This is a genomic window from Paenibacillus sp. FSL R7-0313 (genome assembly GCF_037969885.1).
GTDB lineage: Bacteria > Bacillota > Bacilli > Paenibacillales > Paenibacillaceae > Paenibacillus.
In genome coordinates this window covers 5,251,322-5,274,109 of sequence record NZ_CP150219.1, presented here as the reverse complement: position 1 = coordinate 5,274,109, position 22,788 = coordinate 5,251,322, and the positions used below count along the sequence as shown (strand labels likewise).

The following is a 22,788-nucleotide window of genomic DNA, read 5'->3' as shown; positions in this document are numbered from 1 at the left end:
TTCTGTTTAAAGTGATGCGGAATTGCTACAATATATATAAATTGAACTTAACATTTATACAAAACGGAGAGGACAGAAATAAGCTGAGGAAGCGGAGCGTTCGCCTTTATCCCCGGATTTTTCCTTTATAAAAGGAATCGAAGAAAATCTGGGGATAACAGCGATCAGAAGGTTGTTCTGTCATTGGAGTGACTAGTGTAAATATTATTTAGTTTAATTTATATAGACAAGAAATGAGCAGATATAGGAGGAGATCAGAAATGAATACAAAGTTGCGCTGTGCCGTTTTGGATGACTATCAGAACGTTGCGCTGACGTCGGCGGACTGGAGTCCGTTGATGGATCAGGTAGAGATTCAGACATTCAACAACTATATGGGCTCGGAAGAAAAAGTCATTCAGGAATTGCAGGATTTCGATATTGTGGTTCTGATGCGGGAACGTACACCGTTTCCGGAGAAGGTCATTTCTCAGCTCCCTAAGCTAAAACTTCTGATTACAAGTGGTATGCGCAACGCGTCGATAGATCTCAAGGCTGCAGAGAAGAACGGGATTATTGTGTGTGGAACCGAGGGAAGCTCTAATCCGCCGACGGAGCTTACATGGGCACTGATTCTGGGGCTGTCCAGACAACTGGTTACGGAAAATAATGCACTTCGCTCCAATCGAAACTGGCAGAGCACTGTAGGGTTGGATTTGCATGGGAGAACACTTGGATTGCTCGGTTTGGGCAAGATAGGCACTCGCATGGCTGAGATCGCACAAGCATTTGGTATGAATGTGATGGCCTGGAGCGAGAATCTAACACAAGAGAAAGCCGAAAAACATGGTGTCATCTGGTCCGAGACCAAGGAGCAATTGCTTGCACAGAGCGACATCGTATCCATTCATCTGGTATTGAGTGATCGTACGCGGAATCTGATCGGACAAGCCGAGTTTCAACTAATGAAATCGAGTGCGCTACTCATCAATACGTCGCGAGCGGGCATTGTCGATCAGGAAGCTATGGTGGAGGCATTGCAGAGTGGTGTGATTGCTGGTGCAGGTCTGGATGTATATGAGCAGGAACCGCTGCCAGTTAACCATGTGATGCGAACATTGCCCAACGTTCTGGCCACACCGCATCTGGGTTATGTGACTCGTGGCAATTATGAGATCTATTATAATCATACCGTAGAGAATATAGCGATGTTCCTGAAGGGAACTCCAATCAGGCAACTGCTTTGTTAGAATGAACGTATGCGGAGTATGACTCTGCTATAGTTATATATAATCAACGACAAATAAGGTGCTGCCAGGAAAGAGTTAGACCTGAGCAACACCTTTTTAGTATAAATGTGTAAAAACAAATGAAGGGATAGCCGTAAAATATATTCTATCCTAATGCCCCATCCCCCTCACCAAATTTAACGGTGTGGCCCTCGCTGGGAAGAATGCATCATGGCGACGCTTGATTCACGAACGATTAAGCGTGGTTCAAATTGGATGTGTTCGTAATCGGTCGTATTCATCTCCCGAATTCGTTTTAACAACAGCTCGGTAGCAAGTCTGGCGACTTCTTCGCCCATAATGGACACGGAACTAATCTGAGGAGACGTAACGGTCGTCCATTGATTGTTATCCACACCCACAACAGCCACATCTTCCGGTACACGGACCCCTAACTCCTTGAACCGATTAACCAATCCGATGGCAACCATATCATTAATGGCATAGACAGCATCTGGCATATGCGTAAGTCCATAGAAATAATCTGCAGCATTGGCACCTGTATTTAATGAAAAGTCCTCACCAAAATAGACGAGCGAGATGTCCACGTGACCTACGGCTTGCTCATACGCACGAAAGCGTTCTTCAATAATGTCCTTCGGTGCTCCTGCATAAGCGATTCGAGTCCGGCCGATTTTGAACAGATGCTCCATCACCAATTTGCCTTCGGGTTGAGAAAGAGAGACGATATCTGCCTTCATACCCGGTTCCAGTTTTTTGCCGTAATTAATCATGGAGATAGGGAGCGGCGCTTTATCAATCAGTCCGGGTAACGTTTTGGGGTACGCCAGAGGCATGAAGATCAGTCCGTCCACATGCAATTTTTTTACATTACGAATGGTTTCAAGCTCCGTTCTGGCATTGCCTGCCGTATTGATCTGCACGACATGGTACCCGTGCTGCTTCGCCGTTTGCTCTACAGACCAGGAGATTTCCGGAATGATGGCGTTACGAATGTCGGGTACCACGAGCGCGATCTGGTGCGTTTGCCGGATTTTTAGACTCTGTGCTGAGGTGTTGGGTACAAAACCCAGTTCTTCAATGGCCTGCATCACTTTATCTCGTGTTTTACTGCTGATGCCTTCTGAATTGTTGATGGCCCGGGATACGGTAGCGATGCCCACGCCGGCACGCTCTGCAACATCCTTGATCGTAAGTTTCTGTTCTTTCCTCAATGTACTGTTACCTCACTTTATCGGAAACGATTCCGAATTATTAGGAATATGTATGTGCTTCACGATAGTTATATAACCTGATTATAACATTTGAACAATGAAGTATCCCGTGAAAGGATCAGTTTTATGGCGAGGCCTGATTAAATTTCAATAGATCTACAATAATATTTGCCATAATATATGTTAATAACAAGGATTACATCGTTTGTAATACCACTAAGATCACTTGAATTAAAGTATAAGCATTCTAAAATGAACTCGATATGATCACGAAATAGACATATTAATGGAGAAATATGTTTGACAGCGTATCTAAAATGTGACATATTTAATTTACGGAAACGTTTCCGATTATATCACAAATTATGATCTGGGAGATGAAATGAATGAAAGCATTACGTTGGCATGGAGTCAAAGATTTACGTCTCGAAAATATTAATGAACCTCAGCCTGAAGAAGGAAAGGTCAAAATAAAAGTGGAATGGTGCGGTATCTGCGGCAGTGATTTGCACGAGTACACAGCAGGTCCAATCTTCATTCCAGCTCAAGCGCCGCATCCGTTAACAGGGGAACAAGCGCCTATAGTTATGGGGCATGAATTCTCAGGACAGGTGGTTGAAGTAGGGGAAGGTGTTACACGTTTCAAGGCAGGCGATCGTGTTGTGGTAGAACCCATCTATGCATGTGGACACTGCGAAGCTTGTAAACAGGGCAGATACAATCTGTGCGATCAGATGGGTTTCCTTGGACTCGCTGGAGGCGGAGGAGGATTCTCCGAGTATGTTACTGCTGCAGAAAACATGGTACATGCCATTCCGGATTCAATCTCGTATGAGCAAGGTGCGTTGGTTGAACCTTCAGCTGTAGCACTTCACGCTGTGCGCCAAAGCAAGCTGAAAGTGGGAGATACGGCAGCCGTGTTTGGCGCAGGCCCAATCGGACTACTGGTCATCGAAGCGCTTAAAGCTTCGGGAGCGTCGGATATTTATGTGGTGGAGTTATCGGATGAACGGAAAGCAAAAGCCGAAGAACTTGGTGCCATTGTGATTGATCCAGTGCAGTTTAATGTAGTGGAAGAGATCCACCAACGTACACAAGGTGGCGTTAACGTAGCCTATGAAGTAACCGGTGTTCCACGTGTTCTGCAACAAGCCATCGATTCGACACGTATTGGTGGAGAGTTGATGATCGTCAGTATTTTTGAACAGGAAGCACCGATCCACCCGAACTCAATTGTCATGAAAGAACGTACAGTTAATGGCATTATTGGTTATCGCGATGTGTTCCCGGCGGTTATCAGTCTGATGGATAAAGGTTTCTTCCCGGCTGACAAGCTGGTGACCAAACGAATTTCGTTGGATGAAGTGGTAGAGCATGGATTTGAAGCACTGTTGAAAGAGAAAAATCAGGTTAAGATTTTGGTAAAAGCTGAATAGAAATCACAGACAGTAAGAACAAGTAGACAGCACATCAACAGATGTGATTGTCTACTTTTTTTGTATAAATAGGGCGGAATTTGTTGCATGTGCGGGTGGTTTTACATAGTATAAAAAGATACAAATTGTATCATCTTGGTGTGAAGGTAATGATGATGAAAAAATGAAGGAGGAAGCGGACATGCAGAGACATACAAAATGGACAGCCGTAATTTTGACCATTGTCGCAGGAATGAGCTGGATGCTTATGGGGAACTCCAAGCCGAAAAACACAAACTCAACAACACAACCCCCTGCGGCGGAACGTGGGCTTGCCAAGGTGTCGAATGCACCGATCAGTTCAGCGGATGTAACATCGAAGATCGAACTGTTAGGCAGACCTTTTACCAAAACACCATATGCTAATAACGTTTGGGACATGCAACTGTACAACGGCAAGATATATTTGGGCCACGGAAACAGTAGTAATCTGGGTGTAGCGCCGAATTCAGGTCCTATTCCAGTCATTTATTATGATACAGCAAATGCGAAATTCAAGACCCAGTCGGTAACCAATAGCAATCCGAGTATTATGCCATTGACGAAGATGTATGTGGATGAGGAACAGATTGACATTTACAGAGTGCTGAACGACAAGTTATATATCCCTGGCAATGATTCTGATAGTGAAAAGTGGGAACTGGGTAACTTCTATCGTCTTGATGGAGAGGTGTGGACCAAATATCGCAATCTGCCGCTGGGTGTACACGTATACGATTTGGCATCGTATCAGGGTAAGATGTTTGCCGCGCTGGGTACGGAGTCCAAACCAACCATACTAATCTCTCATAATGAAGGTGAAACTTGGCAGAAATATGCGACCATTAATACGTTTGGTTTCCGGGCTTATACCATGTTCCATCTTAATGGCAAGTTATATGCATCTGGCATGATGTATCCTGCCAATAAAATATGGAATGACAAAACTAATATTTTGGAGATTAATGAAAATCTTGAGAAACGGGATGTTGTCATCTATGGTAACAAAATGCTGCCTGGATTAACTTATCAAACGGGCACGATTCCTTATAATAAAATAGGCAAGAATGTTAACTTTAATAACAAGTTGCTCTATATAGCAGGTGGCGTGTTTAATGATGGGCAGCTGCTGCCCAAATCTTTGAATGTCATGACCGATATTAATCAGGCAAGACGAGTTAATCTGCCAGATGCCAAGGCGCTTCCTACAGATGTGCTGTTGCGTGATGGCAAGGTGTATGTGCTTACGTACACTCGCCAAAATGCCAATCTGTATATCAATCGGGTCTACCAATCAACGGATCTGACCACATGGAATGAGATTTTACGTTTTAACCAGGACACGTATGCCAAGTCTTTCGAAGAGAACGAGGGTGACTTCTACTTTGGTCTGGGTACCGATCCGGATGTGTTATCAACTTCATCAGGGAAATTGCTTCGAGTGAATCGGAGTGATGTCCCCGTGAATGCTAATTAAATTGGAAGGAAGATTATGGATTATATACTATGCTACATCCACATTATTGGTGACCGGGAAAATACCTGTTGTATCGTAGATCGCAGGACGGATTGCTGTGGTAGTGTGTTTAAACAGAGGCTGCCACAAGGCAGCTCTCTTTTTTTTGTTCATAAGATGAACTTGACTGTCTAACTTCGAAAATTTGAAAATAAAATTAAGAGACTATAAAATGGATAGAGAAATATCCCTGAACCAGTCAACTGGATTACACGTGTTACAATATACAAAAGCATGTCGCATTTCATGTGGATGCGGAGTTCCACACTTCCAATTGCAAAGGAGCAATGTACTATGAATGTACCTTCAGCATTATTTAAACCTTTCACCTCGGACAAGCTAACATTGTCTAATCGAATCGTTATGGCACCCATGACTCGCGGATTCTCACCAGAGGGTGTACCTGGACCAGAAGTTGCTGAATACTATCGTCGCAGAGCAGCAGGTGGAGTGGGGCTCATCATAACGGAAGGTACAGGCATTAATCATCCATCTTCGGTTAGTGGAGCGAGTATTCCATTATTCCATGGTGAAGATTCGTTGCAAGGATGGGCTAATGTAGTGAAAGCAGTACATGAAGCGGGTGGCAAAATTATGCCACAATTGTGGCATGTGGGTACAGCACGTCTTTCCGGTGACTTGCCTAACGCAGAAGCTGATCCTGTAAGTCCGTCAGGGGTTAGCATGGCAGGTGAACCATCACGTGAACCCTTGACGGAAGAGGAGATTCAAGATCTTGTACAGGCATTTGCCCAAGCGGCAGCGGATGCACAGCGAATCGGTTTTGACGGAATTGAACTGCACGGAGCCCATGGATACCTGATTGACCAATTCTTCTGGGAGCAGACGAATCGACGGACCGACCAATATGGTGGTGATTTGGTACGTCGAACCCAATTTGCGGTTGAAGTGATTGAAGCTTGTCGTGCGGCGGTTGGTCCTGATTTCCCAATTGTGCTCCGGTTCTCCCAATGGAAGATGGGGAATTATGAGGCACGTCTGGTGGAGACGCCAGAACAATTGGAGCAATTCCTGGCCCCGCTCAGTGCTGCTGGCGTGGATATATTCCATTGTTCTACACGCCGGTTCTGGTTACCGGAATTCGAAGGATCTGAGCTGAATCTTGCGGGTTGGACACAGAAAATCACTGGCAAACCTGCCATTTCGGTTGGATCGGTAGGACTTGAAGCTGAATTTGTGGACAGAGCAACCGAGAATCAGGGAACAGGGGATGCCCATTTGGATCTATTAAATGAGAAGCTGGAGAACAATGAATTTGACCTGATCGCCTTGGGTCGTGTTCTGCTTAGTGATCCCGAATGGCCTGCCAAAGTTCGTGAAGGTCGCATATCCGAAATCATTCCTTTTACAACGGAAGTGTTGCAAACACTCCATTAATAGAAGCCTAAGAACGTTTGGTGAAAGGTGAACCAACGCTGAACGGCAACGATTTACAACGAAAAGTAAATAAAACGAACAAATAGGCCGCCTTAGGGCGGCTTTTTAATTTACCTATAATAATAATTTCAACATATGAAAAATTCACAATAGTAAAACACTTTCCTGCACCGTTGCTCCTATTCATTATCCCCACACGCCCCGCACGCGCTAGTCACAACACCATTTAGTTCCATATTTCAGGCTCTATAGCAACCATTTTTTTCGCTGCATATATGTCAGCACAACGATTCAATCCTCAGAAGCGCTCATTTTGAAAATCATTCACCTTGTGATAAGGTTAGGCCTGAACCTTTGGATTACCAAGATGACATTACATAAGGAGGATGAATATCCTTGTACAACTATAGTTACACCTCGAACAGTAAATGGAGAAAACCACTGCAGATGCTGTGTCTTCTGCTGGGAGTAGTCCTGCTTTTATCGGCATGTGGCCAAGCACAGAAACCTTCCTCTGCAACGGACTCGAATACCGGCTCGAACGCTGGCTCTAACTCAGGGCAATCTTCCTCATCGCCGGAGCAGAATACCGCTCCACCGCAGGAAGAAGTACCAGAGGAACCGCAAGAAGAAGTCGATCCGGTGCAGGAGCAGCTCAGTTCATTAACGTTAGAAGAGAAGATTGGACAGATGATACTGGCCGGTGTTCAAGGGACAACGTTGGATGATCAAGCCAAACAGATGATTACGGATCAGAAGGTAGGGGGCATTATTTTCTATGCCAACAATGTATCGACACTCGATGGAACAGCCAAGTTTGTGCAATCCATCAAGGAAGCGAATCAGTCCAACCCGGTACCGATCTTCATGAGTGTGGACCAGGAGGGCGGCAAAGTCAGTCGTATGCCGGAGACGGTGGAATCCATTCCTTCCAGTAGAAAAGTAGGCCAGACGAACGATAGCGCGCTCGCTGAAACGATGGGGGAATTGCTGGCGAGACAGGTTCAACTTGCAGGTTTTAATGTGGACTTTGCTCCTGTGTTGGATGTGAACAGTAACCCGAAGAACCCGGTCATTGGAGATCGTTCATTCGGCAGCTCGGCAGAACTGGTGTCACGTATGGGGATTGCTGAGATGAAAGGTCTACGAAGTGAAGGCATTATTCCGGTAGTGAAACATTTCCCGGGGCATGGGGATACGTCCGTGGACTCCCATCTTGACCTTCCTGTCGTGAACAAAACGGAAAAACAACTGGCCGAGCTGGAATGGATTCCGTTCCAGGCCGCGGTGAAGGAACAAGTTGAAGCAGTCATGGTTGCACACATTTTGTTCCCGAAGCTTGATCCGGATCATCCGGCTTCCTTATCGGATGTCATTATTGGTGAACATTTGCGCGGCAAATTTAAGTATGACGGTGTCGTCATCACAGATGACCTGAGTATGGGAGCAATAGCGAAGAACTTCAAGTTGGATGAAGCTGCCCTAGCAACGGTTAAAGCAGGAAGTGACATTCTCTTGGTAGCTCATAGTTATGAAAGTGCCAAGACGATTTTTGACACGCTAATGAGTGCAGTGAAGTCAGGTAAAATCTCCGAATCCCGAATTGATGAAAGTGTATATCGTATCCTGGCATTGAAGCAACAATACAAGTTATCGGATGATCAGAAAGCTTCCGGAGACCTGAAGCAATTGAATGCAGATATTGTGGATTGGCGTAAGGAAATCGATGCTCGATAATAAATCCTGTGTTATGATTTTGCCAGAGGTGAGATCCAATAATGTATACCATTATGATAATAGAGGACGATCCCAAGATTGCGGGATTATTGAAATCACATATTGAACGCTACGGGGACCGGGCCGTTCTGGTCGAGGATTTTGAGATGATTGTGCAACAGTTTGAGCAGGTACAGCCACATGTGGTACTTCTGGATATCAATTTGCCCAGTTACGATGGTTTCTATTGGTGCCGCCAGATTCGTACGCTGTCCACATGCCCAATTTTGTTTATCTCCGCGCGGAGTGGGAAGATGGATCAGGTCATGGCACTGGAAAACGGGGCGGATGATTATATCACGAAGCCATTTGAGCATGAGATTGTGATAGCAAAAATTCGAAGTCAGCTACGCCGGGTATATGGGGATTATGCTGCACGTGACGAAGAACGCAAGGTGGAACTGGACGGCTTGGTCGTGTACTTGGAAAGACTGGAGATTCAGCTTGGTGATCGCAAAGTGCAGCTGACGAAGAAGGAAACGATTCTGCTGGAAACGTTACTGCGCCGCAGTCCCAAGCTGGTGAGCAGAGAGACAATCCTGGAGAAACTGTGGGATGACTCTTTTGTAGATGACAATACGCTCAGCGTAAACGTTACCCGGGTACGTAAGCGATTGGCTGAGCTTGGCATTACGGATGCACTGGAAACGGTCAGAGGTTCAGGTTATCGACTGAACAATAACTGGAAGACCGCTTCTCCATCATGAGATTGTTTATACGTGAACATCTCGCGTTAACTTGCTGGGTTGTTGCTATCTTATTGACCGTTGTTGCAGTGTTCTGGTATGACGGTTACAACGATTGGGTCACGGCTGCTTATGCCGTAACGCTGGGATTATTTTTGTACATCGGTTATTTGGTGTATCGTTATTATTCACATCGTTCTTTTTATGCCCGGATGTCTCGATCGATGGATTCACTGAAGGAATTTGTACCACTGAACGAAACAAGTCCATTATCACTGGCGCTGGAGAAGCTACTGGATTCACAATACGGCCAGTATCACACACATCTGCATCGGTTGGAACAGCGACAGCAAGAATATCTGACATTCATGAACCAGTGGGTCCATCAGATGAAGACACCGTTATCCGTCATTGAGTTGACCGTGGAAGATCAGGAGGATGATGATCCTCGGCTCATAAGCATTCGGGAGGAAGCGGACCAGATGAGGCGAGGTTTGGAGACTGTGCTGTATGTGGCCCGGTTGGATACCTTCGAGCAAGATTTCAGTGTGGAACCTGTGATACTGAAGACCGCTGGGGAAGAAGCGATACATGAACTCAAGCGATTCTTTATTCGCAATCACGTCTATCCAGAGATGCATATCGATTCTGCGCTGGTTGTGCAATCCGATGCCAAGTGGATTCGGTTTGTATTGGTACAGTTACTGTCGAACGCAATCAAATACTCTGCGGGCAGCGGGCAAAAGATCTATGTGCGTGCGTATGAAGCCGAACGCTCCATCATGCTGGAAGTGCAGGATCAGGGTATCGGGATTCCGAAGTCTGATTTAAATCGGGTATTCCAACCTTTCTTCACCGGGGAGAACGGGCGGCATTTCAAAGAGTCCACAGGCATGGGGTTGTATATTGCAAAAGAAGTGGTGACGCGAATGAACCATCGGATTGATCTTGAATCCGTGTACGGCGAAGGAACGACTGTCCGAATTACATTCAACTCCTGAAGTGACAGGTTGAAGATAATTGGGACATGAGGTGTGTATTTTATTAAAGAAGTGTGAGTAGAGTATGAATTACAGTGTCAGTGTAAGTATAGACGTCTATTGCCTGATCCGGGCGAAGGCGTCTTTTTGATTTTCATGATGCAACCTTACAACATTGTCATGTTGATGAAAGGTTAAACCATAGGAGAATGGCCGAAACTTCGATAGACTATAGTCAGAAGATCAGATGAAAGGCCACGCACAATACACATGCACACAGCATGAAAGTAACTTAATTTTGAATTCATACATCACTAAGGAGTTGTAACCATGGAGATTTGTTCTGTGAAACAGATCAGTAAAATCTACAAAGGCATCGTATCTTATGAAGCGTTATCAGGTATTGACCTCAGTATTCAGGAAGGTGAGTTTGTTGGCATTATGGGACCATCAGGTAGTGGCAAAACAACACTGCTGAACATGATCTCAACCATTGATCATCCAACATCAGGCGAACTGCGGATTGCAGGGAAGAATCCGTTTGAATTGAATCAGGACGAACTCGCGCTGTTCCGGCGTAAAGAGCTTGGATTTGTTTTTCAATCGTTCAATCTGTTAAATACACTGACAGTTAAGGAAAACATTGTGCTGCCACTGACTCTTGACGGTGTTTCGCTAGCAGAGATGAACACTCGTGTTGAACAGCTGGCAAGCAAGTTGGGGATCGAGGGTATTCTGAACAAACGGACATATGAGATATCAGGAGGACAGGCACAGCGTACGGCCATTGCCAGAGCGCTGATCCATTCCCCGAAGTTGATTCTGGCAGATGAGCCAACAGGCAACCTGGATTCGAAGGCGGCAAGAGATGTCATGGAGATTCTAGAAACTCGCAATCAGGAGGATCAGGCTACGATGCTGCTGGTCACTCATGATGCAGTAGCTGCAAGTTATTGCAGTCGGGTTGTCTTTATCAAGGATGGCAAACTCTACAACGAAATTCACTACGGCGATAATCGTGCAGCCTTTTACCAGAAGATTATTAATGTATTATCCCTAATTGGAGGGTCAGGACATGAATTTTCGCCAGTTCGCCATTAATAACGTTGTTCGTAATAAACGAATTTATCTGGCTCATTTTCTGAGCAGTACGTTTTCCGTCATGATCTTTTTTACTTATGCATTGCTATTGTTCCATCCCGATTTGAAAGCGGGGTTAAAGGGATCAAGTGGTACGGTTACTTTGCTTGCGAATCAGGGGTTTATGATTGCGGAGATCATTATATTCATCTTTTCGTTCCTGTTCCTGCTCTACTCGGTAGGTTCATTTCTAAAGACGCGTAAGAAGGAATTTGGTATCTTCCTGATTCTTGGCATGACACGCAAACAGATGAATCGGCTTCTGTTTATGGAGAATATGTGTATTGGATTAGCTTCGATCATTACGGGCATCGGACTCGGGCTCATTTTCGGCAAATTGATTCTGCTCATCTGTGGCTCCATGCTGGCTGTTGAGAACAGTCTTCGGTTCTATTTTCCGCTGAAAGGCATCGCCTTGACGGTTGGAGCATTTCTGCTATTGTTCGTTGTCATCGCGATGTCGTCATCCTTGCTCATACGGAAAGGTTCACTCATTGACCTTGTGAAATCAGAGGAAAAACCGAAACCGGAACCCAAAGCATCACGCTTACTCGCCTTGCTGTCGGTGCTGTTCATTGGCGGGGGTTATGCAGGAGTATTCACTTTTGTATGGGTAAGCTTCTCCTTTCCATTATTACTTGCAAGTGTCGTGGTTGTTATAGTAGGTACTTACTTTCTGTTCACACAGCTCAGTGTATACATCATTCGGGCACTGAAAAGAAATCCAAGGTTGTTTTTCCGTAAAACCAATCTGCTCTTCCTATCTGAACTTACCTACCGAATGAAAGATAACGCCATCATGTTTTTCATGGTAAGTATCATTTCAGCTTCTTCATTTACGGGAATTGGCACCATGCTTGCTATTGCTGACCCGGGGTTGTCGTCCATGTCGAATCCGTACGCATTCAGTTATATGAATAACTGGTATACTCCAAACTCCGAGCGACATATTCGGCAGATTGAAGAAACGTTGATTGATAATCAAGTTCCCTACGTGAAGGGCAGTTATGCTCCTATAGGTGAAAATAATAATGGGAATATTATCAAACTGAGTGATTATAACCGTCTTGCGAAGGCACTGGGGTATGAAGAACGTACGTTGAAACAAATCGATGAGTCATTTATGACACCAAGCAATTTGGCGATGCGCAAGGAGTACCGTGAACAGGTTGAAAAAGGAGCCTCGGGAGGAAAGATCAATCTGGAGGTTGATAATCAGCGCGTACCTGTCCAGCTATCGACACCTGGTACCGATATTGTGATTCCTTTTCAATATGAAATTTATCTCTACGTCGTAACCGACGAATTGTTTAATAAGATGAGACCTGCGTACAACGAGGAAGTTGGCATGCCTGAAGGTTTCTATTCGAGTCGAACGATACAATTTATCGTGAAAGATTGGATGGGTACACGCAGCTTTGCTCCTGAATTGATCAAATCCATTCAAGATGATCATTCCGAAAAAGGTTATTACGAGGTCAGCGCGCTTGTGGTGGATTGGCTTAATTCCAAGCAGACCAATGGCATCATTCTAATTTTGAGCGGCCTGATCGGCATTGTTTTCTTCACCTTTGCAGCAAGTTTCACGTATTTCAGACTTTACGCAGATCTAGAACGGGATGAAGCGCAGTATCGCATGATTGGCAAAATGGGACTGAGTCGTCCCGAACTCCGTAAGATCGTAACAAGGCAGCTATTGCTTATGTTCTTCCTGCCGATTCTGGTGGCGGTCATCCACAGTTCGGTTGCCTTTGTGGCGTTGCAGCAACTGGTTGATTTCTCGGTCTTTGGATACAGCCTGCGCATCTTCTTGGTGTTTGCTTCCATGCAGATTTTGTATTTTGCACTCGTTCGCTGGCGGTATCTGCGTCACATGTATTCCAAATTAGTCTAAAATAGCATGGCCCAACAGACACCGGACTCTTCGCTCGGTGTCTGTTGACTTTTCTATCTCTGGCACAGTACTATTTTGTTAGATACAGAATGTATCATTACATAGTTTCTCAAGCAGTTAGAAGGATGGAGTTACAGAAATGTCAGGCCGGTGCCTGAGAGGGAGGACATATCATGAGTATCACGATGTCTCGTGGACAAGCTTACATTCAGCGTCTGAATGATGAGCGGAATGTATGGCTGGACGGAGAGCGTATCCAGGTAACTGGGCATCAGGCCTTTCAGGGAACACTTCAAACCATAGAAGGATTGTTCAATCTGGTGGATGACCCGGAGACAAGGGAAATCGTGGCCTATTGGGACGAACAGACGGGAAGTTACGTGCATCGCTCTTTTCTTGTGCCTCGTTCACTTCCTGACGTGAACAGCAGGGCGGATGCTTTTCGGCTGTGGGCCGATCGGACGTATGGGGTGATGAGCCGATTGTCTGATTATGCCCGATCCAGGCTGACAGGTTGGTACGCAACACGACATGAGATGACAGCGCATGACCCGGCATTTGCAGGTAAAATATCCGCATATTTTGAACAAGCCAAGCGAAACGATGCATTCCTAACAATTGTCCAGCGTGACCCGCAGATTAATCGTTCCTTGCCTGTTGGAGAAGATGAGGATGCCATGCTGCGAATTGTCAAAAGTAATGCGGAGGGCGTTGTGATCCGCGGGGCCAAAATGGTGGCAACAGCAGCGCCTTATGCCGATGATATCATTGCTTATCCCGTTCAACGAATTCCAGGCCACCTGCCAGAGCTGGCCCATATGGTAATTGTAGCCGCGGACAGCCCGGGCTTGCACATGATGTGTCGTGAATCTTTTGCCACAAAAGATACAGATAAATCACATCCACTCAGTGCGCAGTATGATGAGATGGATGCCGTGTTATTTTTTGACGATGTATTTGTGCCCTGGGAACGTGTATTACTGCACAATAACCCTGAAGCCGTATGGCAGATTCGCTGCAATACAGCTTCGGCCAGTCTGGCCTACCATCAGAGTGTCATTCGTTTACACTCGAAACTGGAGTTTATTACAGCCGTGACCTCATCCATTGCCAAGGAGATTGGGGTGGACTCTTTCCTGAATGTGCAGGAACAACTTGGAGAGCTGATCAGTCAGATGCAGACTATCGAGGGACTGATTATTGCTGCTGAAGCACAGTCCAAACCAGACACATTTGGCAACTGGTTGCCGGAATTCAAATATATTGAAACCGCACGTAATCTGGGCAATCGCTATTATCCCCGCGCGGTGGAGATTTTGAAGACCATTGCTGCGGGTGGTCTGATTCAGATTCCTTCAGGTACGTTTGAAATAAATGAAATGATGGGTTCTATGGTAGGCAAATATCTTGGTGGAGTAACGATGCAAGCCCCGGAGAAGATTCGTCTCTTTCAACTCGCATGGGAGCTGACTGGAAGTCCACTCGGAGCAAGGCATGATCTATATGAACGTTTCTACGCGGGTGATCCCGTGCGCAATCGGGCGAACCAATATGTGCAGTATGACAAGGAACGTTTATTGGGAAAAGTTGAACCGTGGCTTCGTTCGCTGAAGGATTGATCTGATAATCTAATACAAATGGTCCGAATGAAGATTGAAAAGCCTGAATGGAGAATGAAAAGCTTGAATGTAGGCTGAAAACAGCCCTATTTTAGTTGATGCCTTGGCTTGCGCCAGGGCTCTATTTCTATTTATTTAGATTATCTTTAGAAATGATTTAGGTTGAATTAAGAGACGTAGTATATAGTATTAATGTAGAGATAGGCATAGAGTATAGGAAATGAGAGGAATAACATGAGATACACCGTATTAATAGCAGATGACGAACCAGAGATTGTGGAACTGCTTCAACTCTATCTGGAGAAGGACTATACCATTAAAACAGCGGTGAATGGAGCCGAGGCGCTACAAACCATACGTTCAACACAGATCGATCTGGTCATACTGGACATTATGATGCCTGTAATGGATGGATTGCAGTTGATCAAACAGATCAGGGCTACACATCACATGCCTGTACTGTTCCTGTCCGCCAAAAGTCAGGATCACGATAAAATCCTTGGGCTTGGACTTGGGGCAGACGATTATATAGCGAAGCCGTTCAACCCGCTTGAGATTGTCGCCAGAGTAGAGGCGTTGCTCAGAAGAGTCAATCAATTTGATGCAGCGGAGATCCCCGCAGCGAAAGAACAGAATCTGGTATTAGGTGATCTGACCCTGGATCGATCCCAATGTATCCTTTTTCGTTCAGGAAATCCTGTAACATTGACCTCTACAGAGTATAAAATTATGGAATTGTTGCTTGATCAACCTGGCCGAGTGTTCACCCGTAAAAAAATATACGAAGCCGTCTGGGGCGACTATTATGCGCACGAGGACAGCACGATTATGGTACATATCAGCAACATTCGGGAGAAGATCGAGCGTGACTCCAGACAACCGGAATATCTCAAAACGATAAGGGGACTGGGATACAAAATTGAAGCGCCCATGGAAAGCTAGAGAAAAGCGACTGTTGCAGACATCCCTGACACTGGATTTCTTGCTGTTCAACTTCTTTTTGTTGTTACTGGTATTAATCGTGTACCTTATGGTGTCACTGGATGTTGTGGACTTTCGCATTTCGGATCAGGTCGTTGATCCGGATCTCAATGTTGAAGCCCACGTGTATGTGGCAGAGTTGGAGAATGAATTTTACTCCGGTGGAGGTTCGGTTTCTCAAGGTAAAGACACAGAGATTCAACGTCTCAAGGACAGCGGCGGCTGGATTGAGATTCTGGATGCGAATCGCAACGTCATTCGTCATGTGGGAGAAAAGCAAGATGTGTTCACACAATACAGTGAAGCCGATCTGTATGATGGACTGGAAAATCGGAGTGACCAGGAATACTATTATTCGATCACTCCTCTCTCGACAGAAGGAGCGGCAGCGTATGTGTTGCTGAAGATCCCGCGTGATCTGGTCAGCGTAAGGATTAATGATAATCAGTTGATTACCAATCTGAAACATCCATTATCCTTTTACATTATGATTGGCATCGGTTTGGTTTTATTATTGATCTTTGTCTATAGCTATTGGGTCGCACGGAGAATCAAAAAACCACTCAGCATCCTCTCCTCGGGTCTTACGCAGATGATACAAGGAAATTATAGTACACGGATGTCGATCTCAGCCGAGAGGGAATTTGTCCAGATCGGTGAGACCTTTAACTACATGGCGGACGTCATTGAGAACACCTCTGCGGAGAAACGTTACGCTGAAGAGAGCAAACAGCGACTGATTGTAGATTTATCACATGATCTGAAGACACCGATAACATCTATACAGGGATATGCGCAGGCTTTGGTGGAAGGACGTGGAGAGGACAAGGACAGGCAGCAAAGATATCTGGGATACATCTATAACAAGTCTGTTCAAGTTGCACGCATGATACAGAATATGCTGGAGCTGCTCAAGGTGGATTCGCCCGATTTTCGCATGCATATTCAGAGAAGAGAGATTGGAGAATTCGTGCGCGAGATTATGGCAGATACCTATGGGGAGATTGAACAGAAACAGTTTGTCCTCCATGTACTTGTTCCTGATCAGGAGATCTACGCGAGGTATGATCCGGAGCTGTTATCCAGAGTCATTCAGAATCTGATCACCAATGCTCTGTCTTATAATCCACTCGGGACAGAACTGCGCGTCGAACTCATTCCGCTTCATACCCATGTGGTGATAGAGGTGGCAGATAACGGAGTGGGCATACCTCAAGAACTATGGTCAACGATCTTTGACCCGTTTGTACGAGGGGATGAGGCGCGGACAGCGACCGGAGGCACCGGACTTGGTTTGTCCATCGCACGACGTAATACGGAGAAAATGGGTGGACGGCTGATCCTTTCCCGGCGTGGGCGAGAGACCACCGTGTTTACCATTGAGATTCCAAATTAAATAAGAGAAGAAATGTCCATGTGGAGGGAAATATTTTGTTCAAAGTAAATACGTTTGTCCGGTTCAGTATTGCACTGGCGCTGATATTGGTTAATATCTATTTATTATCACGTGTGAGCTTCATCTTTCAGCCGCTCGTCACCATGATCACGGTCATTACCGTGCCGATGATGTTGTCGGTGTTCTTTTATTATCTGCTCAGACCGCTTGTGAATTATATGGAGAAAAAGAAAATAAATCGCACGCTAAGTATTTTGCTAATCTATCTGGTTATTGCTATTCTGGGAGTGTTCTTCATCATTGGTTTATGGCCATCGTTACGTGAGCAACTGATCAATCTGGTTGATAACGCACCAAGTCTAATTAATTCATTAAGTGAACAGCTGAGAGAGCTGGAGCAAAATGGTGCCATTCAGGCCTTGTTCCCTGAGGGCTCGACACCTTTCTCCCAGATCACGGAGTATATCAACAAAGGATTTAACTTTGTAACCAACTATGTAAGTGGATTCTTCTCACTCGTTTCCAGTTTTGCGATCATCTTGTTTACACTACCGATCCTTTTGTTCTATATGCTGTTACAAGGCGAGAAATTTGGTCGTAAACTGGCACATATCGCTCCAAAACGTTTCCAAAATGACAGCCGTGAAGTTGTACTTGAGATTGATCAGGCGCTGAGTGGTTTTATTGTAGGTCGAGTCTTGGTAAATCTGGCGCTGGGTGTACTGATGTATATCGGTTTCCTGATCATTGGACTGCCGTACGCATTACTGCTCACGGTAATCGCGGTCATCATGAACTTTGTTCCATTTATCGGAGCGATTGTGTCGTCCGTGCCTATTGTGATCATGGGTCTCGTGGTATCACCATCGGTTGCCATCTGGTCTCTGATTATTATTCTCGTCGCTCAGCAGATTCAGGACAACCTGGTTGCACCGTACGTATTCGGCAAAAAGCTGGATATTCACCCGTTAACGACGATTATTCTGGTCTTGGGTGCAGGGGACCTGGGTGGAATTATTGCCATCCTGATTATTATCCCGGTTTATATGATCGTTAAAATTCTTCTGGTTCGAATCTATAACATGTTCTTCAAGGACAAATGGCAGAATGCATAGAATTTAAATTATTCGAAGGAGTGGAGCACATGTCTGAAATTATCGAAAAACAATACAATGAACCTGAATATATCGCACCTCAATCTGTTCAAATGGGTACCATTCACATCTCGAACGATGTGTTATCCAAGATCGTGGGGATGGCCGCTCAATCAACGGCTGGCGTATCCTCCATGTCGGTTGGACTGACTGAAGGGATTGCCAAGAGTATCAGCGGCAAGAGTCTGCAAAAAGGGATTGACGTACACGTCAAAGACGATCAGGCAACCATCCAGCTGCGCATCAACATTCAATATGGCAACAAGATGCACGAGGTCTGCCGTGAACTTCAACATAATGTTCAACAGGCTGTAGAACAATTAGCCGGCGTTATGGTCGATGAAATCAAAGTGCAAGTTGTTGGCATATCCATGCCGGAGACGGTATAACCAATTGGCAAAAAAACAGCACCTTCCCAATTAACAACTTAACTGGGAGGGTGCTGTTTTATGTTTACGGTAGTAGGTGGGCGCTTCACCCATCACTTTTTTGAACATTTTGGAGAAAAGCAATTGATCGGTGTAGCCCACAGAACGGGCAATATCACCAATGGTCAAACCGGGATCAAGGGTCAATTCGGCTGCCCTTCGCATTCGGTAATGGACCAGATACGATTGGATGCTGCTTCCCATCTGATCCTTGAAGAGAGAGCAGAGGTAACTGCGCTGCAAGCCGACATGAGCCGCGATGGATTGAACGGTAATGGCATTGGCATAGTTCATTTCAATGAAGTCGATTACCTGCGTTACGTACGTTTCCTTCGAATAATCCGGCATGGGTTGAAGATGATCTGAATTAGCCTGATCAATTAAAATGGAGAAGAATTGATACAGCAAACCAGTCATGCTAATCTCCCAGCCTTTGTGGGTATTGCGAGAATTGATCATTCGGTGCAGGCAGGATCGCATCTCGTCATCCTCATTACCCAGCTCAAAAATCGGGTGATGCTCGGACAGACAGGCCTGCTGTAAAAAGGAAGAACTATTGCTGCCTTGAAAAGCAACCCAGCTGTATTCCCATGGATCATCCTGATCTGCTTCGTAATGCACGACGGAATGCGGAACAATCAGAAAACCTTGACCTTTGTGCAGGGTATGCGTTTTGCCACCAACTTCGAAGGTGCCTTTGCCATTCAAAATATAATGAATTTTATAATAGTCTCGCATGGCAGGGCCAAAGTGGTGACCAGGTGTACAGGCTTCCGTGCCATAATGAAGGAGCTGAAGCTCCTGAAAATGATTGTTCTTGAACATATACGTAATCAAGGGTATTCACTCCTGTACGATTTCGTCTCATCTTGCATTTTAACATATTAATTAGTGTGAAAGATGAATAATTTAAGACTAGTTTATATAGATAACAATCATTATTACATATGTTCAAAGTGAAATGCCATATCGTTTTGGCAGAAAAATGTCTAAGATGAAAAGGAATTCAACAAACCTTACAGGAAAGTGAGAATAACGATGCCCTATACTGCGAGTGAACAACGATATGATGAGATGAAATATGTACGTTCCGGCAAATCCGGAATCAGACTGCCGCAAATTGCGCTGGGTTTATGGCAGAACTTTGGTGGCAACCGCACATTGGATATTCAGGAAGAAATGATTTTACGTGCCTTTGACCTCGGAATTAATCATTTCGATCTGGCGAATAACTATGGTCCACCTCCAGGATCAGCGGAAGAGAACTTTGGTGTGATTTACAAAAAACATCTGCGTCCTTACCGGGATGAACTGCTCATTTCGTCGAAGGCAGGTTACCATATGTGGAGTGGACCTTACGGCGAATGGGGTTCCCGCAAAAACCTGATTGCCAGTCTGGATCAAAGTCTTGGTCGGATGGGGCTGGACTATGTGGACATTTTCTATCATCACCGTCCAGATCCGGATACACCGTTGGAAGAAACGATGACGGCACTGGATCACATCGTGCGGCAAGGTAAAGCTCTGTATGTGGGCTTGTCCAATTATAATGCAGAACAGACGCAAGAAGCGGCAACCATTCTCCGTCGTCTGGGTACGCCGTGTCTGGTTCATCAGCCAAACTACTCGATGCTGAATCGCTGGATTGAAGACGGTTTGCAAGACGTACTGGATGAGCAGGGCGTAGGTTCCATTGCGTTCTGTCCACTCGGCCGCGGTCAGTTGACGAATAAATATGTCGATAAGATCAAGGAAGAACGCGCCAATCCAACAGGCAATTTGAAAAAAGAAGCATACACGGACGAACGGATTGCCAAGTTCGATGCGCTTCAGGCGGTTGCGGAGCGAAGAGGGCAGACGATCTCTCAACTGGCTCTGAACTGGATCTTGCGCGGTAACCGTGTAACCTCTGCACTGATTGGTGCAAGCCGTGTGTCCCAGATTGAAGAAAACGTGGCTGCCCTCCAGGCACCGGATCTGACAACGGAAGAGTTGAATGAGATCGAAAGCATTTTGGACGGAATGGGTAATTATCCGTGGTAACATATACAGTATAGCTGTGTGAAAATTATAGTTAGGTAAAATTAATTTAATATAATTATTAGAATGAAATGGCGCCTACCTGATCAATCAGGAAGGCGCCATTTTGTATATGTCATTTTCTTTATAGGATAAGATCTATTATAATAGTTCATTAATTGACCTATGTTTATTTTTTCAGAATGAACCTAGTTCATAGCACCTGGTCCTAGGATTTAGGGTATAATATATAGAAGCTATACATTTGAACTACGAAGGAGAGGCTCCATTTGAACTTTGAACAGTGGATTTCGCCTGAAAGCTATAACCTGACATCCGAGATGGAGAATCATCCATCAGACCGGATTGCACTTAGATGGCTCAGCGATCAACGAGAATTGGAAGAGATCACGTATGGTGATTTATTCAAGCAGGCGAATCGTCTTGCTGGAGGTTTGCGTGAACTTGGACTAGAAAAGGGTGATCGGGTGTTGGTCATGGTACCACGCCGTATTATTGCCTATGTCATTTATATTGCTTGTCTGAAATTGGGGATTGCCGTTATTCCTTCCTCCGAGATGTTACGGGCAAAAGATCTGGAATATCGTCTGCGTCACTCTGAGGCGCGGGCTGTTATTGTATGGTCCGAGACGACCTCGGAAGTGGAAAAGATGGACGCGGATCTGCCATCACTGGCACATCGCATCGTGGCATCACCGAATGGAGAAGTTAGCGTACCTGCTGAAGGTTGGGTCAATGTGCATGAGTTAATGCAGAATCAACCCGATGAGATGGCTGCGGTGGAAACACACCGTGATGATACGGCTATCCTTGCTTATACTTCGGGCACAACAGGTAATCCCAAAGGAGTTGTACATAGCCACGGTTGGGGATATGCCCACCTGCGAATCGCTTCTTCATTATGGCTGGATATCCAACCTTCGGATACGGTATGGGCAACTGCAGCACCCGGATGGCAAAAATGGATCTGGAGCCCGTTCCTGTCGGTACTCGGAAGAGGCGCGACTGGACTGGTCTACAATGGATCATTCCAGCCCAAGCGTTACCTGGAACTGATGCAGGAACATCAGATTAATGTCCTTTGCTGTACACCGACCGAATATCGGTTGATGGCCAAAGCCGATGATCTTGGACATTATGATCTGTCTCATCTGCGCAGTGCTGTTTCAGCGGGTGAACCGCTCAATCAGGAAGTCATTGAAATCTTCCAGCGTCACTTCGACCTGACTATTCGAGACGGATATGGACAGACCGAGAGCACGTTGTTAATCGGCAGTCTCAAAGATGCACCTGTACGTATTGGCTCCATGGGTCAGTCGATTACACCTGGATTGATTGAAATTATTGATGAAGAGGGACAACCTGTGCCTGCGGGTGAAGTGGGAGATATCGCGGTACACAAAGAGATGCCAGCTTTGTTCAAGTCCTATTATCAGGATGAGGGACGGAAGGAAGCGAGTCAGCGTGGCGATTATTTTGTAACAGGGGACCGTGCACGTAAAGACGAAGAAGGTTACTTCTGGTTTGAAGGCCGCAGTGACGATATCATCATCAGTTCGGGTTACACCATTGGACCATTCGAAGTGGAAGAAGCACTCATGAAACACGCCAGTGTGAAGGAATGCGCGGTGGTTGCAAGTCCGGATGAGATCCGTGGCAATGTGGTGAAAGCATTTGTCGTACTGCGAGATGTTTCGCTGGCTTCACCAGAACTGATGCGTGAATTGCAGCACCACGTCAAAGAAATCACAGCACCTTACAAATATCCACGTAAGATCGAATTTGTTACGGATCTGCCAAAGACCAACTCTGGTAAAATCCGCCGGATTGAGTTGCGCGAACAAGAAAAACGTAATGTATAAATGAGATTAGGTAACGAATGA

At 45.4% G+C, this 22,788-nt stretch carries 19 protein-coding genes; 16 read left to right on the top strand and 3 right to left on the bottom strand.

What is annotated here, in order from left to right; all coding sequences use genetic code 11:
• Nucleotides 1–260 precede the first annotated feature (260 nt).
• Nucleotides 261–1,229 (top strand): D-2-hydroxyacid dehydrogenase family protein, encoded by a 969-nt coding sequence (locus NSQ38_RS22765; protein ID WP_339784148.1) that lies wholly within the window; start codon nucleotides 261–263, stop codon nucleotides 1,227–1,229.
• A gap of 176 nt (nucleotides 1,230–1,405) precedes the next feature.
• On the opposite strand, the gene NSQ38_RS22760 is transcribed toward NSQ38_RS22765, so the two are convergent.
• Nucleotides 1,406–2,443 carry a LacI family DNA-binding transcriptional regulator gene (locus NSQ38_RS22760; protein WP_339784147.1) on the bottom strand — a complete coding sequence of 346 codons (1,038 nt, stop codon included), beginning with the start codon at nucleotides 2,441–2,443 and terminating at the stop codon, nucleotides 1,406–1,408.
• 386 nt (nucleotides 2,444–2,829) lie between these two features.
• Between NSQ38_RS22760 and NSQ38_RS22755 the strand changes: the two genes are divergently transcribed.
• Together NSQ38_RS22755 and NSQ38_RS22750 are read left to right on the top strand one after the other, a co-directional pair.
• Complete coding sequence (locus NSQ38_RS22755) at nucleotides 2,830–3,879, top strand: 2,3-butanediol dehydrogenase (protein WP_338594292.1); 1,050 nt, start codon at nucleotides 2,830–2,832, stop codon at nucleotides 3,877–3,879.
• A 181-nt stretch (nucleotides 3,880–4,060) separates the two neighbouring features.
• Nucleotides 4,061–5,374, top strand: coding sequence for a hypothetical protein (locus tag NSQ38_RS22750; protein WP_339784146.1), 1,314 nt, complete (start codon nucleotides 4,061–4,063; stop codon nucleotides 5,372–5,374).
• 27 nt (nucleotides 5,375–5,401) lie between these two features.
• On the opposite strand, the gene NSQ38_RS22745 is transcribed toward NSQ38_RS22750, so the two are convergent.
• On the bottom strand, nucleotides 5,402–5,527 hold the full coding sequence (locus tag NSQ38_RS22745; RefSeq protein WP_339784145.1) for a hypothetical protein: 126 nt from the start codon (nucleotides 5,525–5,527) through the stop codon (nucleotides 5,402–5,404).
• A gap of 180 nt (nucleotides 5,528–5,707) precedes the next feature.
• Here NSQ38_RS22745 and NSQ38_RS22740 point away from each other — a divergent pair, with 180 nt between their 5' ends.
• The 11 genes from NSQ38_RS22740 (at nucleotide 5,708) to NSQ38_RS22690 (ending at nucleotide 18,826) form a co-directional block, all read left to right on the top strand.
• A complete protein-coding gene (locus NSQ38_RS22740; protein ID WP_339784144.1) occupies nucleotides 5,708–6,811 on the top strand; it encodes an NADH:flavin oxidoreductase in 1,104 nt (367 codons plus the stop codon).
• Between the two features lie 396 nt (nucleotides 6,812–7,207).
• Nucleotides 7,208–8,548: a beta-N-acetylhexosaminidase gene (nagZ, locus tag NSQ38_RS22735; protein WP_339784143.1), complete on the top strand. Its 1,341-nt coding sequence runs from the start codon at nucleotides 7,208–7,210 to the stop codon at nucleotides 8,546–8,548.
• A 41-nt stretch (nucleotides 8,549–8,589) separates the two neighbouring features.
• The gene (locus NSQ38_RS22730; RefSeq protein WP_339784142.1) at nucleotides 8,590–9,294 is read left to right on the top strand and encodes a response regulator transcription factor; all 705 of its coding nucleotides are present in this window, start codon (nucleotides 8,590–8,592) and stop codon (nucleotides 9,292–9,294) included.
• Nucleotides 9,291–10,274, top strand: a complete 984-nt coding sequence (locus NSQ38_RS22725) for a sensor histidine kinase (protein WP_339784141.1) — start codon at nucleotides 9,291–9,293, stop codon at nucleotides 10,272–10,274. Before NSQ38_RS22730 ends, NSQ38_RS22725 begins: the two co-directional genes overlap by 4 nt.
• Nucleotides 10,275–10,583: 309 nt before the next feature.
• Nucleotides 10,584–11,354: an ABC transporter ATP-binding protein gene (locus tag NSQ38_RS22720; protein WP_338594299.1), complete on the top strand. Its 771-nt coding sequence runs from the start codon at nucleotides 10,584–10,586 to the stop codon at nucleotides 11,352–11,354.
• Nucleotides 11,329–13,287 (top strand): ABC transporter permease, encoded by a 1,959-nt coding sequence (locus NSQ38_RS22715; protein ID WP_339784140.1) that lies wholly within the window; start codon nucleotides 11,329–11,331, stop codon nucleotides 13,285–13,287. Before NSQ38_RS22720 ends, NSQ38_RS22715 begins: the two co-directional genes overlap by 26 nt.
• Nucleotides 13,288–13,460: 173 nt before the next feature.
• On the top strand, nucleotides 13,461–14,906 hold the full coding sequence (locus NSQ38_RS22710; RefSeq protein WP_339784139.1) for a 4-hydroxyphenylacetate 3-hydroxylase N-terminal domain-containing protein: 1,446 nt from the start codon (nucleotides 13,461–13,463) through the stop codon (nucleotides 14,904–14,906).
• A 234-nt stretch (nucleotides 14,907–15,140) separates the two neighbouring features.
• Nucleotides 15,141–15,848 (top strand): response regulator transcription factor, encoded by a 708-nt coding sequence (locus NSQ38_RS22705; RefSeq protein WP_339784138.1) that lies wholly within the window; start codon nucleotides 15,141–15,143, stop codon nucleotides 15,846–15,848.
• Nucleotides 15,826–17,283: a HAMP domain-containing sensor histidine kinase gene (locus NSQ38_RS22700; protein WP_249910888.1), complete on the top strand. Its 1,458-nt coding sequence runs from the start codon at nucleotides 15,826–15,828 to the stop codon at nucleotides 17,281–17,283. The genes NSQ38_RS22705 and NSQ38_RS22700 overlap by 23 nt, the downstream gene beginning before the upstream one ends.
• Nucleotides 17,284–17,318: 35 nt before the next feature.
• Entirely contained in the window at nucleotides 17,319–18,398 is a 1,080-nt protein-coding gene (locus tag NSQ38_RS22695) for an AI-2E family transporter (RefSeq protein ID WP_091031174.1), read from the top strand.
• 29 nt (nucleotides 18,399–18,427) lie between these two features.
• Entirely contained in the window at nucleotides 18,428–18,826 is a 399-nt protein-coding gene (locus tag NSQ38_RS22690; RefSeq protein WP_047842725.1) for an Asp23/Gls24 family envelope stress response protein, read from the top strand.
• Between the two features lie 30 nt (nucleotides 18,827–18,856).
• Here the strand turns inward: NSQ38_RS22690 and NSQ38_RS22685 are convergent, their stop codons facing one another.
• Nucleotides 18,857–19,690 carry an AraC family transcriptional regulator gene (locus tag NSQ38_RS22685; RefSeq protein WP_339784137.1) on the bottom strand — a complete coding sequence of 278 codons (834 nt, stop codon included), beginning with the start codon at nucleotides 19,688–19,690 and terminating at the stop codon, nucleotides 18,857–18,859.
• 213 nt (nucleotides 19,691–19,903) lie between these two features.
• Between NSQ38_RS22685 and NSQ38_RS22680 the strand changes: the two genes are divergently transcribed.
• Nucleotides 19,904–20,908, top strand: coding sequence for an aldo/keto reductase (locus NSQ38_RS22680; protein WP_339784136.1), 1,005 nt, complete (start codon nucleotides 19,904–19,906; stop codon nucleotides 20,906–20,908).
• A 317-nt stretch (nucleotides 20,909–21,225) separates the two neighbouring features.
• Nucleotides 21,226–22,767 carry an acyl--CoA ligase gene (locus tag NSQ38_RS22675; RefSeq protein WP_339790659.1) on the top strand — a complete coding sequence of 514 codons (1,542 nt, stop codon included), beginning with the start codon at nucleotides 21,226–21,228 and terminating at the stop codon, nucleotides 22,765–22,767.
• Nucleotides 22,768–22,788: the final 21 nt, after the last annotated feature.

Excerpts from the sequence above, each read along its gene's own strand:
- NSQ38_RS22765 (WP_339784148.1), top strand. The coding sequence starts at position 261 with ATGAATACAAAGTTGCGCTGTGCCGTTTTGGATGACTATCAGAACGTT.
- NSQ38_RS22755 (WP_338594292.1), top strand. The coding sequence starts at position 2,830 with ATGAAAGCATTACGTTGGCATGGAGTCAAAGATTTACGTCTCGAAAAT.
- NSQ38_RS22750 (WP_339784146.1), top strand. The coding sequence starts at position 4,061 with ATGCAGAGACATACAAAATGGACAGCCGTAATTTTGACCATTGTCGCA.
- NSQ38_RS22745 (WP_339784145.1), bottom strand. The coding sequence starts at position 5,527 with ATGAACAAAAAAAAGAGAGCTGCCTTGTGGCAGCCTCTGTTTAAACAC.
- NSQ38_RS22740 (WP_339784144.1), top strand. The coding sequence starts at position 5,708 with ATGAATGTACCTTCAGCATTATTTAAACCTTTCACCTCGGACAAGCTA.
- NSQ38_RS22730 (WP_339784142.1), top strand. The coding sequence starts at position 8,590 with ATGTATACCATTATGATAATAGAGGACGATCCCAAGATTGCGGGATTA.
- NSQ38_RS22725 (WP_339784141.1), top strand. The coding sequence starts at position 9,291 with ATGAGATTGTTTATACGTGAACATCTCGCGTTAACTTGCTGGGTTGTT.
- NSQ38_RS22720 (WP_338594299.1), top strand. The coding sequence starts at position 10,584 with ATGGAGATTTGTTCTGTGAAACAGATCAGTAAAATCTACAAAGGCATC.
- NSQ38_RS22715 (WP_339784140.1), top strand. The coding sequence starts at position 11,329 with ATGAATTTTCGCCAGTTCGCCATTAATAACGTTGTTCGTAATAAACGA.
- NSQ38_RS22710 (WP_339784139.1), top strand. The coding sequence starts at position 13,461 with ATGAGTATCACGATGTCTCGTGGACAAGCTTACATTCAGCGTCTGAAT.
- NSQ38_RS22705 (WP_339784138.1), top strand. The coding sequence starts at position 15,141 with ATGAGATACACCGTATTAATAGCAGATGACGAACCAGAGATTGTGGAA.
- NSQ38_RS22690 (WP_047842725.1), top strand. The coding sequence starts at position 18,428 with ATGTCTGAAATTATCGAAAAACAATACAATGAACCTGAATATATCGCA.
- NSQ38_RS22685 (WP_339784137.1), bottom strand. The coding sequence starts at position 19,690 with ATGTTCAAGAACAATCATTTTCAGGAGCTTCAGCTCCTTCATTATGGC.
- NSQ38_RS22680 (WP_339784136.1), top strand. The coding sequence starts at position 19,904 with ATGCCCTATACTGCGAGTGAACAACGATATGATGAGATGAAATATGTA.
- NSQ38_RS22675 (WP_339790659.1), top strand. The coding sequence starts at position 21,226 with ATGGAGAATCATCCATCAGACCGGATTGCACTTAGATGGCTCAGCGAT.